Source organism: Sphingomonas astaxanthinifaciens DSM 22298 (genome assembly GCF_000711715.1).
GTDB lineage: Bacteria > Pseudomonadota > Alphaproteobacteria > Sphingomonadales > Sphingomonadaceae > Sphingomicrobium > Sphingomicrobium astaxanthinifaciens_A.
Window position 1 is genome coordinate 505957 of record NZ_JONN01000001.1, and the last position, 16820, is coordinate 522776.

General features: G+C 68.4%; 14 protein-coding genes and 1 tRNA gene. 13 read left to right on the plus strand and 2 right to left on the minus strand.

What is annotated here, in order from left to right; translation table 11 throughout:
- The first annotated feature begins 3 nt into the window (after positions 1-3).
- The 4 genes from BS69_RS0102525 (at position 4) to BS69_RS0102540 (ending at position 6808) form a co-directional block, all read left to right on the plus strand.
- A complete protein-coding gene (locus BS69_RS0102525) occupies positions 4-447 on the plus strand; it encodes a DUF2497 domain-containing protein (RefSeq protein ID WP_029940414.1) in 444 nt (147 codons plus the stop codon).
- A 141-nt stretch (positions 448-588) separates the two neighbouring features.
- Entirely contained in the window at positions 589-2640 is a 2052-nt protein-coding gene (locus BS69_RS0102530) for a S9 family peptidase (RefSeq protein ID WP_037504340.1), read from the plus strand.
- Between the two features lie 101 nt (positions 2641-2741).
- Entirely contained in the window at positions 2742-5366 is a 2625-nt protein-coding gene (locus BS69_RS0102535; RefSeq protein WP_029940416.1) for a valine--tRNA ligase, read from the plus strand.
- A 17-nt stretch (positions 5367-5383) separates the two neighbouring features.
- Positions 5384-6808: an MATE family efflux transporter gene (locus BS69_RS0102540; protein WP_051676474.1), complete on the plus strand. Its 1425-nt coding sequence runs from the start codon at positions 5384-5386 to the stop codon at positions 6806-6808.
- On the opposite strand, the gene BS69_RS0102545 is transcribed toward BS69_RS0102540, so the two are convergent.
- Positions 6790-7701: a diacylglycerol/lipid kinase family protein gene (locus tag BS69_RS0102545; protein ID WP_029940418.1), complete on the minus strand. Its 912-nt coding sequence runs from the start codon at positions 7699-7701 to the stop codon at positions 6790-6792. The two genes, BS69_RS0102540 and BS69_RS0102545, sit on opposite strands and share 19 nt — an antisense overlap.
- Before the next feature lie 52 nt (positions 7702-7753).
- On the opposite strand from BS69_RS0102545, the gene hemB reads away from it, so the two are divergent.
- Both hemB and BS69_RS0102555 read left to right on the plus strand, forming a co-directional pair.
- Positions 7754-8746, plus strand: a complete 993-nt coding sequence (gene hemB / locus BS69_RS0102550; RefSeq protein ID WP_029940419.1) for a porphobilinogen synthase — start codon at positions 7754-7756, stop codon at positions 8744-8746.
- Entirely contained in the window at positions 8739-9308 is a 570-nt protein-coding gene (locus tag BS69_RS0102555) for a GNAT family N-acetyltransferase (RefSeq protein ID WP_029940420.1), read from the plus strand. Before hemB ends, BS69_RS0102555 begins: the two co-directional genes overlap by 8 nt.
- Here the strand turns inward: BS69_RS0102555 and BS69_RS13030 are convergent.
- Positions 9305-9805: a hypothetical protein gene (locus tag BS69_RS13030; protein ID WP_051676475.1), complete on the minus strand. Its 501-nt coding sequence runs from the start codon at positions 9803-9805 to the stop codon at positions 9305-9307. The two genes, BS69_RS0102555 and BS69_RS13030, sit on opposite strands and share 4 nt — an antisense overlap.
- An 81-nt stretch (positions 9806-9886) precedes the next feature.
- Here BS69_RS13030 and BS69_RS0102565 point away from each other — a divergent pair.
- From BS69_RS0102565 to BS69_RS0102595, 7 genes are all read left to right on the plus strand, one after another.
- A tRNA-Arg gene (locus tag BS69_RS0102565) sits at positions 9887-9963 on the plus strand.
- A 311-nt stretch (positions 9964-10274) separates the two neighbouring features.
- Positions 10275-10793, plus strand: a complete 519-nt coding sequence (locus BS69_RS0102570; RefSeq protein WP_029940422.1) for a hypothetical protein — start codon at positions 10275-10277, stop codon at positions 10791-10793.
- A 15-nt stretch (positions 10794-10808) separates the two neighbouring features.
- The gene (locus BS69_RS14380; RefSeq protein ID WP_029940423.1) at positions 10809-11015 is read left to right on the plus strand and encodes a hypothetical protein; all 207 of its coding nucleotides are present in this window, start codon (positions 10809-10811) and stop codon (positions 11013-11015) included.
- A gap of 156 nt (positions 11016-11171) precedes the next feature.
- The gene (locus BS69_RS0102580) at positions 11172-12605 is read left to right on the plus strand and encodes a coniferyl aldehyde dehydrogenase (protein WP_029940424.1); all 1434 of its coding nucleotides are present in this window, start codon (positions 11172-11174) and stop codon (positions 12603-12605) included.
- Positions 12606-12642: 37 nt separating this feature from the next.
- Complete coding sequence (locus tag BS69_RS0102585) at positions 12643-13578, plus strand: DMT family transporter (RefSeq protein WP_245605094.1); 936 nt, start codon at positions 12643-12645, stop codon at positions 13576-13578.
- A 9-nt stretch (positions 13579-13587) separates the two neighbouring features.
- Positions 13588-15807, plus strand: a complete 2220-nt coding sequence (rnr, locus tag BS69_RS0102590) for a ribonuclease R (protein ID WP_029940426.1) — start codon at positions 13588-13590, stop codon at positions 15805-15807.
- A gap of 46 nt (positions 15808-15853) precedes the next feature.
- Positions 15854-16741 (plus strand): c-type cytochrome, encoded by an 888-nt coding sequence (locus BS69_RS0102595; RefSeq protein WP_029940427.1) that lies wholly within the window; start codon positions 15854-15856, stop codon positions 16739-16741.
- Positions 16742-16820: the final 79 nt, after the last annotated feature.

Sequence of the window (16820 nt, forward strand, 5' to 3'; positions counted from 1 at the left end):
GTCATGCCGGGCCGCGAACCTTCGATGGAAGACATTCTCGCGTCGATCAAGAAAGTGATCGCCGAGGAAAAGGAGCTGCGTTCGGGCGGGCAGGTCACCACCCCCGCCGCCGCGCCCGAGGCCGAGTTCACCGCCGCCGCGGCTGAGGAGCCCGACGAGATCCTCGAGCTCGACGAGCCGGTGGTCGAGGAGATGAACCTGCCGCCCGTCGACCTCGGCCCGCCGCTGGTCAGCGAGGATGCCGCCGAGGCCAGCCGCGCCCGCCTCGTCGCGCTCCAGGAAGTCGCCGCCGCCGCGCCCCCGCCGCCCGCGGTCAACCCGCTCGAACAGGTCGTCCGCGACATGCTCCGCCCGGTCCTCAAGGAGTGGCTCGACCAGCATCTCCCCGCGATCGTCGACGAGCATGTGAAGCGTGAAGTCGCCCGGATCACGGGGCAGCCGCTCTAGTTCACCGCCCTTCGACTGTGCGCCTTCGGCGCTCCGCTCAGGACTAACGACTTCTCACGGCCGTTCGCCCTGAGCGAAGTCGAAGGGCGCTGCTGCAACCGGCACTTGCGGTTCATCGCCGCGCTGCTACCCCCTGCCGCCATGACCAAGCGTATGCTGCTGCTGGCGGCCGTTGCCGCCGTTCTCGCCCCGACCGTCGCTAGCGCCCGGCCGATGACCGCCACCGACATGCACATGATGCGCCGATTGGGTGCGCCGGAAGTGTCCCCCGACGGCCGCTATGCCGTCTTCAGCCTGTCGACCACCGACCTCGCCAAGAACAAGCGCAACAACGTCCTCCACCTGCTCGACCTGTCGAAGCCGGGCAGTGCGCCCCAGCCGATCGCCGGCGCCGAGGGCGGCCATGACGCGGTCTTCGGTCCCGATGGCGCGCTCTATTTCCTCAAGGCCGTGGGCGACCGCGACCAGCTCCACCGCATGCCGCTCGGCGGCCAGGCCGCGGTGATGAGCGACTTCGGCGCCGACGTCGGCGGCTTCAAGCTCTCGCCCAAGGGGGACGCGGTGCTCGTCTGGGCCGACCAGCGCGACTGCCCCGACCTCGCCTGCGCCGCGACCACCTTCGCCGCCAAGGAGCCGGGCTCGGGCCGCACCTACGACCAGCTCTTCGTCCGCCACTGGGACACCTGGGCCGAGCCCGGCACCAAGAGCCGCATCTACACCTTCCCGATTGCCGGCGGCCGCCTGCAGGGCTTCGGCACCCGGGTGACCGGCAGCCTCGTCGGCGACACCCCCTCCAAGCCCTTCGGCGGCGGCGAGGAGATCGACTGGTCGAAGGATGGCAAGACCGTCTTCTTCGCGCTGCGCGAGGCCGGCCGGATCGAGCCGACCTCGACCAACCTCGACATCTTCGCGGCGCCAGCCGACGGTTCGGCCGAACCGACCAACCTCACCGCCGACAATGACGCGACCGACAACCTGCCGACCGTCTCGCCCGACGGCCGGACGCTCGCCTATTTCGCCATGGCGCGCCCCGGCTACGAGGCCGACCGCCAGGTGCTGATGCTGCGCGACCTCGCCTCGGGCCGGGTCCGCGCGCTGACCCAGGGCTGGGACCGCTCGGTCGGCTCGATCGCCTGGGCCCCCGACGGCAAGTCGATCCTCGTCACCGCGGACGACACGCTCGAGACCCCGATCTTCCGGGTCGACGTCGCCAGCGGCAAGGTCGCCCGGCTGACCGGCGAGGGCCACACCGGCAATGTCCATGCGCTGCCCAATGGCGCGCTGCTCTACACCTCGAACAGCATCCAGGCCCCCGACGACCTGTTCCTGCTCCGGGGCAAGGGCAAGCCGGTCCAGCTCACCGCCGTCAACAAGGCGCTGCTGGCCGAGCTCGACCCCGTCACCGTCGACCGCTTCAGCTTCACCGGCGCCAATGGCGACAAGGTCTGGGGCATCAAGGTCAAGCCGGTGGTGTCGAAGACGCTGCCGATCGCCTTCGTCGTCCACGGCGGCCCGCAGGGCAGCTTCGGCAACGGCTGGTCCTATCGCTGGAACCCGCGCGCCTTCGCCAACCTCGGCAGCGGCTATGCAGTGGTCAGCGTCGATTTCCACGGTTCCACCGGTTACGGCCAGGCCTTCACCGACTCGATCCGCAACAACTGGGGCGGCTGGCCGCTCGAGGACCTCCAGAAGGGCCTCGCCTTCGCCACCGCGCAGGACCCCCAGCTCCAGGCCGATAATGCCTGCGCGCTTGGCGCCAGCTACGGCGGCTACATGATGAACTGGATCGAAGGGCAGTGGCCCGACCGCTTCAAGTGCATCGTCCAGCATGACGGCGTGTTCGACGCCCGCGCCATGGCTTATGAGACCGAGGAGCTGTGGTTCGACGAGTGGGAGCATGGCGGCAAGGCCTATTATGAGGACCCCGCCGCGTTCGAGCGCTGGAACCCCGTCAACCACGTCGCCAAGTGGAAGACTCCGCAGCTCGTGATCACCGGCGAGAAGGATTATCGCATCCCCTACACCCAGGGGATCGCCGCCTTCACCGCCCTCCAGCGCCGCAACATCCCGTCGCGGCTGGTGGTCTTCCCGGACGAGAACCACTGGGTGCTGAAGCCCCAGAACTCGATCCAGTGGTACCGCGAGGTCGGCAACTGGCTGAACAAGTGGACGGGCTCGACCCCGGCGCAATAAAGCCTCGTCATTGCGAGCGAAGCGAAGCAATCCACGTCCTGACGCTGGATTGCTTCGCCTGCGGCTCGCAATGACGAAAAAGGCCCGCTAACGGGCACTTCATGACCGAACTGCCGAAGACCTTCGAGCCGGGTCCGATCGAGGCCCGCTGGTACGACCATTGGGAAAGGACCGGCCAGTTCCGGCCCGAGCGGCCCGACGCCGAGCCCTTCACCATCGTCATGCCGCCGCCCAACGTCACCGGCAGCCTCCACATCGGCCACGCGCTCGACAATACGCTGCAGGACATTCTCGTCCGCCACGCCCGCATGCAGGGCAAGGACAGCCTGTGGGTGGTCGGCACCGACCATGCCGGCATCGCCACCCAGATGGTGGTCGAGCGCCAGCTGAACGAGCGCCAGCAGAAGCGCACCGACTTTTCCCGCGACGACTTCGTCGCCAAGGTCTGGGAATGGAAGGAGGAGAGCGGCGGCCAGATCACCCGCCAGCTCCGCCGCCTCGGCGCCTCGTGCGACTGGTCGAACGAGCGCTTCACCATGGACCCGGGCTTCTCGCAGGCCGTGCTCAAGGTGTTCGTCGAGCTTCACAAGCGCGGCCGCATCTACCGCGACAAGCGCCTCGTGAACTGGGACCCGAGGTTCGGCACCGCCATCTCCGACCTCGAGGTCGAGACCAAGGAGGTTCCGGGCAAATTCTGGACCCTGCGCTACCCGCTCGCCGACGGCTCGGGGCATATCGAGGTCGCGACCACCCGGCCCGAGACGATGCTCGCGGACATGGCGGTCGCGGTGCACCCGGAGGACTCGCGCTACACCGCGCTCGTCGGCAAGCAGATCCGCCTGCCGATCACCGGCCGCCTGATCCCCATCGTCGCCGACGAACATGCCGATCCCGAGCTCGGGAGCGGCGCGGTCAAGGTGACGCCGGGCCATGATTTCAACGACTTCGAAGTCGGCAAGCGCGCGGGCTTGAAGGCCGGCGAGATGCTCAACATGCTCGATGCCGCCGCCAATGTCTGCCAGACGCAGGACGGCCTCGTGCCGGAAGAACTGCTCGGCCGCGAGCGCTTCGACGCGCGCCGCCGCGTGGTCGAGTTGCTCGACGCCGAGGGCGCTTTGGTCAAGGTCGAGGACCGCACCATCGCCACCCCGTTCGGCGACCGCTCGGGCGTGGTGATCGAGCCGTGGCTGACCGACCAATGGTATGTCGACGTCAAGCCGCTCGCCGACCGCGCCATGGCCGCGACCCGCTCGGGCGAGATCAAGATCGTCCCCGAAAGCTGGTCCAAGACCTGGTACAACTGGCTCGAGAACATCCAGTCCTGGTGCGTCTCGCGCCAGCTCTGGTGGGGCCATCGCATCCCGGCCTGGTATGACGCCGACGGCAACGCCTTCGTCGCCATGACCGCCGAGGAAGCGCAGGCCCAGGCCGGCGACGACCGCGCGCTCACGCAGGATCCCGACGTCCTCGACACCTGGTTCAGCTCGGCGCTGTGGCCCTTCGCCACGCTCGGCTGGCCCGAGCAGACCCACGACCTCGCCCGCCACTATCCCAACGACGTCCTCATCTCGGGCTTCGACATCCTGTTCTTCTGGGATGCCCGGATGGCGATGCAGGGGCTGGAGTTCATGGACGAGGTGCCGTGGAAGACGCTCTACCTTCACGGCCTCGTCCGCGACGCCGCCGGCCAGAAGATGAGCAAGTCCAAGGGCAATACCGTCGATCCCCTGGGCCTCATCGACAAATATGGCGCCGACGCCTTGCGCTTCACCATGGCGGCGATGGAAAGCCAGGGCCGCGACATCAAATTGGATGAGAAGCGCGTCGAGGGTTATCGCAACTTCGCGACCAAGCTGTGGAACGCTGCCCGCTTCCTGCAGATGAACGGGGTGGGGGCCTCGGCCTCGATCGAGGCGCCGTCCGCGACGTTTCCGGTCAATCGCTGGATCATCGGCGAGGTGGTGGAAACGCTGGCGAAGCTCGACCGCGCCTTCGCCGAACTGCGCTTCGACGGCATGGCCGACGCCATCTACCACTTCACCTGGGGCAGTTTCTGCGACTGGTACGTCGAGCTCATCAAGGGCAGCTTCGACGAGGAAACCCGCGCGGTCGCCGCCTGGGTGTTCGACCAGATCCTCGTCATGCTCCACCCCTTCATGCCGTTCGTTACCGAAGAGCTGTGGCATGGCATGGGTGAGCGCCCTTACGACCTCATCGTCGCCAAATGGCCTGAGCCGAACGCCCAAGTCGATCCCGCCGCCAAGGCCGAGATCGACGGCCTCGTCGACGTCGTCGCCGGGGTCCGCGCGCTCCGCGCAGAACTCAACGTGCCGTGGACCGCGAGCCTCGTGCCCCACGTGATCGGCGGCTCGGCCGAGGCGCTCGACCGGTTGGCCAAGGGCGAGGCGATCCTCGCCCGGATGGTCAAGGTCGCCCCGCCGGTCGCCGCCGACGCGCCGCCCCCGGGCTCGGCCCAGATCCTTGCCGCGGGCGCGACCATCGCCTTCCCGCTGGGCGACGCGATCGACCTCGACGCCGAGAAGGCGCGCCTCGCCAAGGCCATCGAGGCGGCGGCGAAGGAACGCGACAGCCTCGCCGCGCGTCTCGCCAATCCCGCCTTCGCCGAGCGGGCCAAGCCCGAAGCCGTCGCCAAGGCGCGGGCCGACCATGAGACCAGGTCGGCCGAGGCAGAGCGACTTTCGGCCGCCTTGGCGCGTTTGGGGTGACCGTCCAAGGAGAGTGAATGGCCGAAGCCGACGCCCCGCGCCCCAGCGCCCAGAGTCCGAACCGCCGTGACCTGACGCAGGGACCGATCGCGCGTACCCTGCTCGCCTTCGCGCTGCCGACGCTCGGCTCGTCGATCATCCAGTCGCTCAACGGCTCGATCAACGCCGCCTGGGTCGGTCGACTGATCGGCGAGGACGCGCTTGCCGCCACCGCCAATGCGAACATGACCGTGTTCGTGCTGACCGCCTTCACCTTCGGCTTCTCGATGGCGAGCTCGATCCTCATCGGCCAGGCCTTCGGTCGCCGCGACATCGACTCCGCGCGCCGCGCCTATGGCAATGCCGTGGGCTTCTTCGCCCTGCTCGGCACCCTGGTCGCGATCGGCGGCTGGTTCCTTTCCCCCCACATCCTCGGCCTCCTCGGCACCCCGGCCGAAGCCGTCCCGCTCGCCGACGCCTATCTCCGCGTCATCTTCCTCGGCATGCCGCCGACCATCCTCCTCGTCATGTCGATGATGGCGCTGCGCGGCTCGGGCGACAGCCTGACGCCCTTGTGGTTCATGATCCTCGCGGTGATCCTCGACAGCGGCCTCAATCCGCTGTTCATCGCGGGCATCGGACCCTTCCCCAAGATGGGCATCGCCGGCTCGGCCACCGCCACCGTCATCGCCAACTGGGTCGCGCTCGCCGGATTGGTCATCTATATCTACGCGCGTGACCTTGTCCTGCGGCTGCGCGGGGCCGAGCTCGCCTATCTCAACCCGTTCGGACCGACCCTGAAGTCGATCGTCTTCAAGGGCTTCCCCATGGGCCTGCAGATGATCGTCATCTCGCTCTCGAGCCTGCTGCTCGTCGGCCTCGTCAACCGGCAGGGGGTCCACACCACCGCCGCTTATGGCGTCACCATGCAGCTGTGGACCTATATCCAGATGCCCGCGATGGCGTTCGGCGCGGCGGTCAGCGCGATGACGGCGCAGAACATCGGCGCCGGCCGCTGGGACCGGGTAACCCAGATCACCCGCACCGCGGTCGTCCAGACCCTCATCATCACCGCCAGCCTGATCGCGCTCTTCCTCCTGTTCGAAAAGCCCGCGCTTGGCCTGTTCCTGGGGATGGACAGCCCGGCGCTGCCGATCGCCATGCACATCCAGTGGATCGCGACCTGGAGCTTCCTCCTGTTTGGGATCACGCTCGTCCTGTTCGGCACCGTGCGGGCCAATGGCGCGGTGGTGGGGCCCTTGGTGATCCTCGCCATCGGCCTGCTGCCGGTCCGGCTCGGGGTGGCGTGGCTGGGCGAGCCGCTGATCGGCCCCGACGCCCTTTGGTGGAGCTTCCCCGCCTCGACCCTCGTCAACCTGGTGCTGGCGATCCTCTATTATCGCTCGGGCCACTGGCGGCAGGCGAAGATGGGAGCGGGGCGGACTCAGCCCGCGGCGGTCTGATCCTCGCGCGGCGCGGCGACCCACACCGCCGCCCGCGCCACCGTGACCGTCACCGGGGTTTCGGCCGACAATTCGCCGTCGATCGAGATCTTCTGCTTGGGCCGGGTCTCGATTCGCAGCTTGCGGCCGCGATATTCGGTCACCGTCTGCTTGCGCGCCCGCAGCTTGAACAGCGAGGTGAACCAGCTCCACGACAGGTTGACGAGGCTCTTGCCCGTCACCGCCTGGACCACGATGTCGCCCGACTGGAGGTCGGCGCCCTCGATCAGCTCGATCCCGCCATGGAAGCGGCCATTCGCGATCCGGACCTCGGTCGCCCATGCCTTGTGAAGCGTCGTCCCGTCATGGACGTGGAGGCGAAAGGGGCGGAACTGGAAGGCGACGCGGATCGCCCAGATCATGTAGCCGAGCATCCCCAGCACGCGCTTCAGGCGGTGCGGCACGGTCTCCGCGATCAGCGGCGACAACCCCATGGCGGCGGCATTGACGAAATAATCGCCGTCGATCGCGCCGAGGTCGATCCGGAGCTTGCGCCCGGTGACGATCGTATCGATCGCCGCATCGAGGTCGGGCCCGAAGCCCAGGGTCCGCGAAAAGCTGTTGGCGGTGCCCAGCGGCAGGATCGCGAACACCGTCTCGGTCCCGAGAAAGTCGTCCACCGTCGAGGACAGGCTGCCGTCGCCGCCGCCGACGATGATCATCGGCGGCTTGGCCTTGAGGGCCGCGCGGACCGTGTCCTGCATCCGGGTGGGATCGTCGATCGCCTGCGCGGCGAGCAGCTCGACCCCGCGCTCGGTCAGCTGCCGCCGCGCCTGTTCGAAGGCATCGGCGCCATTCCGGCTCTTGGCATTGACGATGAGGACGGCCTGTTTCGGAAGCGTATCGTTGGTCATCAGGGGCCTCAATGCTTGGACTTGGCGTTCAGTGCCGCCATAGATTGCGGCCATGACCGCTTCTTTTCCCGCGTTGCGCCTGCGCCGCGGCCGCGCCGCCCCGTGGATCCGCGCGATGCTCGCCGAGCACCGCCTGCATCCCAGCGATTTCATCCTGCCCCTGTTCATCTGCGAGGGGCAGGGCTGCGAGGAGCCGATCGGGATGCTTCCAGGGGTCAGCCGCTGGACCGTCGACCGGATCGGCGCCCGGGCGAAGGCCGCCTGGGAGCTCGGCATCCCCTGCGTCGCGCTTTTCCCCAATACGCCCGGCAGTCTCCGCACCGAGGGGGCCGAGGAAGCGCTCAACCCCGACAACCTCATCTGCCGCGCGGTGAAAGCGGTGAAGGACGCCTGCCCCGAAATCGGGGTCCTGACCGACGTCGCGCTCGACCCCTATACCGCGCACGGCCATGACGGCCTCGTCGATGCGTCGGGCTACGTCCTCAACGACGAGACCAGCGACATGCTGACCCGCCAGGCGCTCGTCCAGGCCGAGGCCGGGGCCGACATCGTCGCGCCGTCGGACATGATGGACGGCCGCGTCGCCGCGATCCGCGCCGCGCTCGAGGGCGCGGGCAAGCGCAATGTCGCGATCATGGCCTATGCCGCCAAATATGCCTCGGCCTTCTATGGCCCGTTCCGCGACGCGGTCGGCAGCGGCGGACGCCTCAAGGGCGACAAGCGCACGTACCAGATGGACCCGGCCAATGCCTCCGAAGCCCTGCGCGAGGTCGCGCTCGACATCGCCGAGGGCGCCGACATGGTGATGGTGAAGCCGGGCCTGCCCTATCTCGACATCGTCGCCGCGGTCCGGCGCGAGTTCGGCGTGCCGACCTTCGCCTACCAGGTGAGCGGCGAATATGCGATGATCGAGCATATGGCCGCGGCCGGCGGGGGCGAGCGCGATGCCCTCATCCTCGAGACCCTGCTCGCCTTCAAGCGCGCCGGGACGACCGGCATCCTCACCTATCACGCGATCGACGCCGCCCGCCTGATCCATGGCTGAGATCGTCGCCGAGACCGCCCGCCTGCGCCTCCGCGAGTGGGAGGAGGGGGACGAGCCGCGCTTTTACGCGGTGATGAACAACCCCGCGGTGATGCGCTGGCTCGGCGGGCTCCAGACGCCCGAGCAATGGCACGAGGTCGTCCAGCGCCTGCTCGGTTACCAGCGCGACTATGGCTTCACCTTCTGGATCGTCGAGGACCGCGCGAGCGGCGAGATCCTCGGCTGGTGCGGGCTCAAAAGGATCAACTATCCCGGTGCCCCCAATGCCGGCGAGATGGAGATTGGCTGGCGCTTCCGCGAGGCGGCCTGGGGGAGGGGCATCGCCAAGGAAGCCGCCATCGCCTGCCTCGACCTCGCCTTCGGCCGCTTCGCCGAGCCCTCGGTGATCGCCGTCACCTTCCTCCAGAACGAGCCGAGCTGGCGGCTGATGGAGCGGCTCGGCATGACCTATGCGCCCGAGCTCGATTTCCTCGACCCGCGCTATGCCGAGCTCGGGAAGACCCGCCAGTGGCGGATCACCGCCGGCGAATGGCGCGCCGCCAGGGCGAAGGCGCTCGCCTAGCGCAGCCGCTGCTGCAGCGCGTCCAGTTCCTCGCCCTGCCGGCTATCGAGCGCGGCCAGTTCGGCGCTGCTCGCCTTCGCTTCGGCCAGTTCCTTCGGGACCAGCCGCGCGCCGCTGACGATCCGCGCCGCGATCAGCCGGTCGAAATCGCCCAGCGCCGTGGTGAAGGGCCCGCGCGCGGCAACCGCGGCCGAGACCAGCTGCTGCGCCGCAATCCAGCTTTCGCTCTCGCGCGCGCCCGCGCCGCCGACCGCATTGCGCGCCGCGGCGATCGCCGGCTCGGCGGCGGCGGCGGCGCTGCGGGCACGGGCCTCGGCGGCGCGGAGCTCGGCAATGAGCGCGGGATCGGCGGGAAGCGCGGCCGAAGTGTCGACCACCGGCAGCCGCGGATCGATCTTTTCCGCCGCCCGCGGGGCGAGCGAGGGAGGCGTCGCGGTGGACGCGCAGCCCGCCAGCAGGACGGCGAGAGACAGGGCAAGGGCGCGGCGCGTCGACATATCTTTTCCTCTAACAGCGCAAAGCGGGCCAACAAGGGGTTGCGCGCTCGGCCACCTGCATCTAGATGCCCGCCTCGGCAAGCGCCCGTAGCTCAGCTGGATAGAGCATCAGACTACGAATCTGAGGGTCGGACGTTCGAATCGTTCCGGGCGCGCCAGCCACCAAAAAAGGGCTCACCCCATCGGGGTGGGCCCTTTTTGGTATCCGGCGGGTCACGGCCCGAACGAACCTTTGGAATCGGAGCGGCAAAGCCGCGGAGATGGCCAGAGCGAAGCGGCGGCCAATCATTCCGGGCGCTCAATATTCAAAGACCGTTAATAGGCAACTTAGGCTCGGTAACTTCTCGGGGCCACTGCGCTTGTGCCTTCCCATTCTACCGCATCTCTCACGAATCTATAGTCGACGGCTGCTCCTTGGCCGGCTTGTGTTCGGCTGTTACGTTGCCCACGAGTAATCAGGGGGTGGCGTGTGTTTGGCTTTGGGAGAAAGAAGGTAGAGGAGGCGGAGCAAGGCTACGCCAAACTCGCCGAGGCCATCGGCGCTGATATCGATGCCTACGTTCGAGATCACATGGTTCCCACCCGAGAGAATTATTTGGGTATCCTCAAAGAGACGATGTTCTTCGACGAAACTGGCGAGATTTCGCCAGCTGAGGCCGGGTATCAGAATTTCACTATGCTGATGCAGGAATGGTCTGAGGGTGCGTGTTCTGCCTTTCACAAGGCGGGACAAGACTTTGTAGCGCCCTTTGCCAGGCATGGATTCGACGACATCTCGGAAGCGGTGATGCAGCGGCTCAATGGCGAGGTTAGCGAACAGACTTTTATACTTGCTTGTGACGGCATTGAGTTCGTGCGCGAAGCCATTGCAGCACACTTGGGCGAACCACCGCTTAACGGTGCGGGTATGAACAGCATTCGCCAGATCGTTCGCATGATGGGAGATCCGAACGCCGACATCGACTGGGGCGCTGTTTTTCGCAGCTAAATTTGGGGTTCGTCCATGCTCTTGCTGACCGCGGCCTCCGCCGTACTTGTCATCACCACTAATCGAGGCGCGGTCGTTGATAAGCAAATCTTCCCGAGTATGGCCGTTTGCGCCAAAGCTCGTGAGGCCTTTATGAATCAGATGAAGCCGACGGCGCCGCTCAAGCCAGGCGAAGTCTATTTCACAATGTACAACGCCATTTGCGTTCCTCGTTCGAAGTAACAGCGAGACTCAGGGCTAAAGGCCCGCCTGCTATCCTCAGTGACTCATTGCCAAGTCGATTGCGTTCGTTGCCGCCATAAGGGCGGCCGAGCGGCTTCCTGTTTCCTCGACAAGGGCGTAGCGTTGCTGGCAAGCGACCCGCAGGAGACTTTCACCATGGCCGACGCCGATCCCTCCAAGCCGCCCTCGGCCGAGCTGGCGGCGATGCGGGCCCTGTTCGACGCGCAGCATGCCGCCTCGCGCCGCGAGGCGCCGGCCGATTGCGACTGCCGCCGCGATCGGCTCGAGCGGCTCAAGATCATGGTCAAGGCCAATGCCGACCGCTTCGCCGCCGCCATCGCCGACGATTTCGGGACCCGCGCCCGGATCGAGACCGAGCTGATGGAGCTGGTGCCGACGCTCTCGGCGATCGACCTTGCGCGCAAGAGCGTGGCCCGGTGGATGCGGCCCGAGAAGCGGCACGTCGGCCTCAACTTCCAGCCTGGCCGGGCCTTCGTCCAATATGAGCCGCTCGGCGTCATCGGCATCATCAGTCCCTGGAATTACCCGCTCAATCTCGCCCTTTCGCCGCTGGTCGATGCCCTCGCCGCGGGCAATCGCGCGCTGATCAAGCCGAGCGAGCTGACCCCGGCCTTCAGCGAGGTCCTTCGCGCCGCCATCGCCGAAGCCTTCGATCCCGAAGAAGTGGCGGTGGTGACCGGCGGGGTCGAGGTCGGCAAGGCCTTCGCCTCGCTGCCGTTCGACCATCTCCTCTTCACCGGTTCGACCGCGGTCGGACGCGAGGTCTACAAGGCCGCCGCCGCCAATCTCGTGCCGGTGACGCTCGAACTCGGCGGCAAGTCGCCGGTGATCGTCGCCGACGACTATCCGCTGGCCAGGGCCGCGCGCTCGATCGCCTTCGGCAAGTTCCTGAACGCCGGTCAGACCTGCATCGCGCCCGATTATGTGCTGGTGCCCGAAGGCAAGGCCGAGGCGCTTGCTGAGGCGCTCCTCGCCGAGGTCCGCCGTTCCTATCCCGATCCCGCGCGCGATCCCGATTATTCGGGGGTGATCAGCGCCCGCCATCGCCAGCGCCTGCTCGACGCCATCGCCGCCGCGCGCAAGGCGGGGGCGACCGTCCTGTCGCATGGCGAGGATGCTGCCGAACAGGCCGGCAAGGTCGCCCCGACCATCGTCATCGGTGCGCCCGAGGAAACCATCCTCGCCTCCGAGGAGATCTTCGGGCCGATCCTCCCGATCATTCCCTATCACCGGCTCGACGACGCAATCGACTTCGTCAACGGCCGCGACCGGCCGCTCGCACTCTACTGCTTCGCGCGCGATTCGGACGTCCAGGCGCATGTCCTGCGGAAAACCGTCTCGGGCGGCGCGACGGTCAACGGGACCCTCCTTCACATCGCGCAGGAAAGCCTGCCCTTCGGCGGCGTCGGCCCGAGCGGGATCGGCGCCTATCACGGGGCGGAGGGCTTCAAGCGCTTCAGCCACGCCCGCGGCGTGTTCAAGGCCGGGCCGTTCATCGCCTTCGAGCGGCTGGGCCCGCCCTGGGGCAATTTCGCGCGGAAGATGGCAAAGGCGATGCTGGGCCGCTGAGTTGCCCGCCGCGGCCTTCGCGCCTAGCGAGGCGGCCGTGGCTTCCCGCTCCCTGGACACCGACCGCCCCGCGGCGCAGCACCCGCTCGGCGGGATCCTCCTGCGCCTGGTGACCGCGCTCCTGCTGGCGATCATGTTCGCCCTCGTGAAGCTCGCCGCGACCCGCGGGGTCCATGTCGTCGAGAGCCTGTTCTATCGCCAGATCGGCTCGGCGGTCTGCGCCGCGGGGCTGGTCCTCGCCGGTCCCGGCCTCAATTCGCTGCGCACCCGCCGGATCGGCGCGCATGTCGGGCGGATGGCGCTCGGCGTCACCGCCATGGGATTGAACTTCCTCGCCATGGTCATGCTCCCGCTCGCCGAGGCGACCGCGATCGGCTTCACCGTGCCCATCTTCGCGACCATCCTCGCCGCCGTGACGCTGGGCGAGCCGACCGGCCGATGGCGCTGGGGCGCGGTTGCGGCGGGCTTCCTCGGCGTGCTCCTGATCGTCCAGCCGGGGGCGGGCGGGGTGCCGCTCGCCGGGGCCGCGGTTGCGCTGGTCGCCGCGCTGATGACCGCCTCAGTGACCATCGTCATCCGCCGGCTGGGCGCGACCGAGCGGGCCTCGACCACGGTCTTTTGGTTCGCCGCCAGCAGCCTCGTGCCCTTGGGTCTCCTCATGCTCCACTTCGGCCGCGCGCACGATCCGACCACCTTCGCGATCCTTGGCGTGATGGCGCTCGCCGGCGGGCTTGCGCAATTGACCCTCACCGCCAGCCTCCGCCTCGCGCCGGTCGCGCTAGTCATGCCGATGGACTATACCAGCCTCCTCTGGGCGACCCTGCTCGGGGCCTGGCTGTTCGCCGAAAGCCCAAGCGTCTCCATCTGGCTCGGCGCGCCGGTCATCATCGCGTCGGGCCTCGTCATTGTCTGGCGGGAACATCATCTGGCCCGGCGCGTCGCTCTCGAAGCGCGTGCCGAGACCTCGACCTAAGGAACGTCATTGCCCAAGAAGCCCGCCTCAGGCCTTCCCACCCGCCAGCAGATCCTCGACTTCGTCACCCAGTCGGGCCAGCCCGCCGGCAAGCGCGAGATCGCCCGCGCCTTCGGCCTCCACGGCCATGACAAGATCATGCTCAAGGCGCTGCTCAAGGACATGGCCGACGAGGGCCTGATCGACAGCGCCCCCGGTCGCGCCTTCCACCGCGCGGGCGGCGTCCCCAAGGTCACCGTGCTGCGCATCGTCGCGGTCGAGGAGGGCGCCATCGCCGTCCCCGACAGCTGGCAGGGGGAGGGGCCGCCCCCGAAGCTTCGCGTGATCGAAAAGGGCCGCCGCTCGGCGCTCACCCTCAATGACCGGATCCTCGCCCGCACCGAGGAGCGCGGGACCGGGATGGTCGCGCATCTGATGAAGAAGCTGCAGCGCTCGGCCGACCTCATCCTCGGCGTCGTCCACGAGGACGAGGACGGCAAGAAGTGGCTGAAGCCCGTCGACAAGCGCGAGCGCCGCCAGCTGCCGATCGGCGACCTCGGCGCGGCCGAGACCGGCGACCTCGTCCTCGCCGAACCCTCGGGCAAGCCCCCGCGCGTCTCGGCCCGGGTCGATGCCGTCCTCGGCGATCCCTTCGCCCCGCGCAGCTTCAGCCTCATCGCCATCCACAAGCACGGCCTCCCCCACGAATTTTCGTCCGAGACGGTCGACGAGGCGCGCAAGGTCTCGACCCTGCCGCTCGGCGAGGACCGCGAGGACCTGCGCCACCTTCCCATCGTCGCGATCGACCCCGCCGACGCGCGCGACCATGACGATGCCATCTGGGCCGCCCCGCGCGAGGATGGCGGCTGGGACGCGATCGTCGCCATTGCCGACGTCAGCTTCTACGTCCGCCCCGACAGCGCGCTCGACCGCGAGGCCCGCCGCCGCGGCAACAGCGTCTATTTCCCCGACCGCGTCGTGCCGATGCTCCCGCACGAACTGTCGTCCGACATCTGCTCCCTGAAGCAGGGCGTCGACCGCGCGGCGCTCGCCTGCCACCTCGTCGTCGCCCCCGACGGCCGCCTGGCGAGCTGGCGCTTTACCCGCGCCGTCATCCGGGTCGCGGCCAACATCGCCTACGAGGATGCACAGGCCGCGATCGACGGCAAGGGCGGGGTCGAACCCGACCTCGTCGAGCAGGCGCTGAAGCCCCTCTGGGATTGCTGGCGCGCCCTCTTCGCCGCCCGCAATGCCCGCGAGCCGCTCGAGCTCGACCTTCCCGAACGGCAGGTCGTCCTCGACGAGAAGGGCCGCATCACCTCGGTCGCCCCGCGCGAGCGCCTCGACGCGCACCGCCTCGTCGAGGATTACATGATCGCCGCCAACGTCGCCGCGGCGAAGGCGCTCGAGGCGAAGAAGGCGCCCGTCATGTACCGCGTCCACGAGACCCCGGGCCGCGAGAAGCTGGTCGCGCTGAAGGACTATCTCGCCACCTTCGGGCTCGAGTTCGCGCTCGGCCAGACCATCCGTCCCGCCACCTTCAACCGCATCCTCGAGCGCGTCGGCGAGCATGATTCGCGCCCCGAGATCATGGAGCAGGTGCTCCGCACCCAGACCCAGGCCCGTTACGCCCCCGACACCCTCGGCCACTTCGGCCTGGCGCTCGCCTCCTACGCGCATTTCACCTCGCCCATCCGCCGCTACGCCGACCTCCTCGTCCACCGCGCGCTGGTCACCGCCTACAAGCTTGGCGAGGGCGGCCTTCCGCCCGAAGACGCGACCGAGTTCACCGCCATTGGCGAGCATATCTCGATGCTTGAACGCCGCGCGATGGAGGCCGAGCGCGAGACCATCGACCGCTATGTCGCCGCCTATCTCGCCGACCATGTGGGCTCGCTGCTCGACTGCCGCATCTCGGGGGTCCAGCCGTTCGGCATCTTCGCCACCGTCGAGGGGCTGGGCGGCGACGGGCTCATCCCCGCCGGCGACCTGGGCCGCGAATATTTCCGCTACGACGAGGCCTCGCGCCAGCTCATCGGCGACGAGACGGGCGAGGCCTATCGCGTCGGCCAGCGGCTCCAGCTTCGCCTGACCGACGCCAATCCCGTCAGCGGGGCGCTGCGCTTCGAACTGCCCGAGGGAAGCTATTCGCGCGGCCCCACCGACCGCCGCGACCGCACCCGCCGTCCTTCGACGAGCCGGCGCGGACGACCTGCCAACATCCGCCACCAGGGTCGCGGCCGCCGCTGATTTCCGCTATTTGTCGCCCGGCTTTTTGGGGAAGCAGGGGACAAAAATGAAAAGAATCGCGCGGTGGGCCGGTTTCGGCCTCGGCGGGCTGCTGGCGCTCGTGTTGCTGGCGGCAGCCGGCATCCGGGGGATGTCGGCCTATGCGCTGACCCGCAATCAGGAGCCGCGGCCCGAGCGGATCGACATGGCCCGGGCCGATCCCGCCCGCGGCCTCCACATTGCGCGGACCCGCGCCTGCATCGAATGCCATGGCGAGGGACTTCGCGGCACCAAATTCTTCGACGAGGCCGGGGTGGGCACGCTCTACGCGCCCAACCTCACGCTCGTCGCCGCTCAGGCCAGCGACGAACAGCTCGCCCGCGCCATCCGCCAGGGGATCGGCCATGACGGACGCCCGCTCTTCATCATGCCCTCGGCCACCTATGCCGCCTTCACCGACGCCGAGGTGTCGGACCTCGTCGCCTATATCCGCACCCAGCCCCGGGGCGGGGCCGAGCAGCCGGCCATGTCGTTGGGGCCGCTCGGCCACCTCGGGGTCGCCACCGGCAAGTTCCTGACCCAGCCGATGCTGATGGCCCGCTACCGGGCCAATCCGGCGCCCGACCTCGGGCCCCGCTATGCCGCTGGCCGCCACCTCGCCATGACGATCTGCGCCGACTGCCACGACAGCGCGCTCACCGGGCTCGAGGTCAAGCCGGGGGTGGTCTCCCCCGACCTCGACATCGTCGGCGCCTATGATGCGGCCCAGTTCGCGACCCTGATGAAGACCGGGCTTCCCCCCGGTGGTCGCGAGCTCGTCATGATGACGGGCAGCAGCCGCGCCAGCTTTAGCCACTTCACCGACCGCGAGGTCGCCGACCTTTTCGCCTATCTCAAGGCCCGGGCGGCGCGGCGGCAGGAACAGGCTGCGGGCTCGGCGGTTCGGGGATCGTGAGGGAGCGGCCGGTCACATCGGCGTGACCGCGTCCGGAGGCCAGCTTTTGCCGGCCGCCGCCGCCCGCCACCTGTCCATT

Excerpts from the sequence above, each read along its gene's own strand:
- BS69_RS0102580 (WP_029940424.1), top strand. The coding sequence starts at position 11,172 with ATGGCCGACGCCGATCCCTCCAAGCCGCCCTCGGCCGAGCTGGCGGCG.
- BS69_RS0102545 (WP_029940418.1), bottom strand. The coding sequence starts at position 7,701 with ATGACCAACGATACGCTTCCGAAACAGGCCGTCCTCATCGTCAATGCC.
- BS69_RS0102535 (WP_029940416.1), top strand. The coding sequence starts at position 2,742 with ATGACCGAACTGCCGAAGACCTTCGAGCCGGGTCCGATCGAGGCCCGC.
- BS69_RS14380 (WP_029940423.1), top strand. The coding sequence starts at position 10,809 with ATGCTCTTGCTGACCGCGGCCTCCGCCGTACTTGTCATCACCACTAAT.
- BS69_RS13030 (WP_051676475.1), bottom strand. The coding sequence starts at position 9,805 with ATGTCGACGCGCCGCGCCCTTGCCCTGTCTCTCGCCGTCCTGCTGGCG.
- BS69_RS0102540 (WP_051676474.1), top strand. The coding sequence starts at position 5,384 with ATGGCCGAAGCCGACGCCCCGCGCCCCAGCGCCCAGAGTCCGAACCGC.
- BS69_RS0102595 (WP_029940427.1), top strand. The coding sequence starts at position 15,854 with ATGAAAAGAATCGCGCGGTGGGCCGGTTTCGGCCTCGGCGGGCTGCTG.
- BS69_RS0102525 (WP_029940414.1), top strand. The coding sequence starts at position 4 with ATGCCGGGCCGCGAACCTTCGATGGAAGACATTCTCGCGTCGATCAAG.
- hemB (WP_029940419.1), top strand. The coding sequence starts at position 7,754 with ATGACCGCTTCTTTTCCCGCGTTGCGCCTGCGCCGCGGCCGCGCCGCC.
- BS69_RS0102530 (WP_037504340.1), top strand. The coding sequence starts at position 589 with ATGACCAAGCGTATGCTGCTGCTGGCGGCCGTTGCCGCCGTTCTCGCC.
- BS69_RS0102555 (WP_029940420.1), top strand. The coding sequence starts at position 8,739 with ATGGCTGAGATCGTCGCCGAGACCGCCCGCCTGCGCCTCCGCGAGTGG.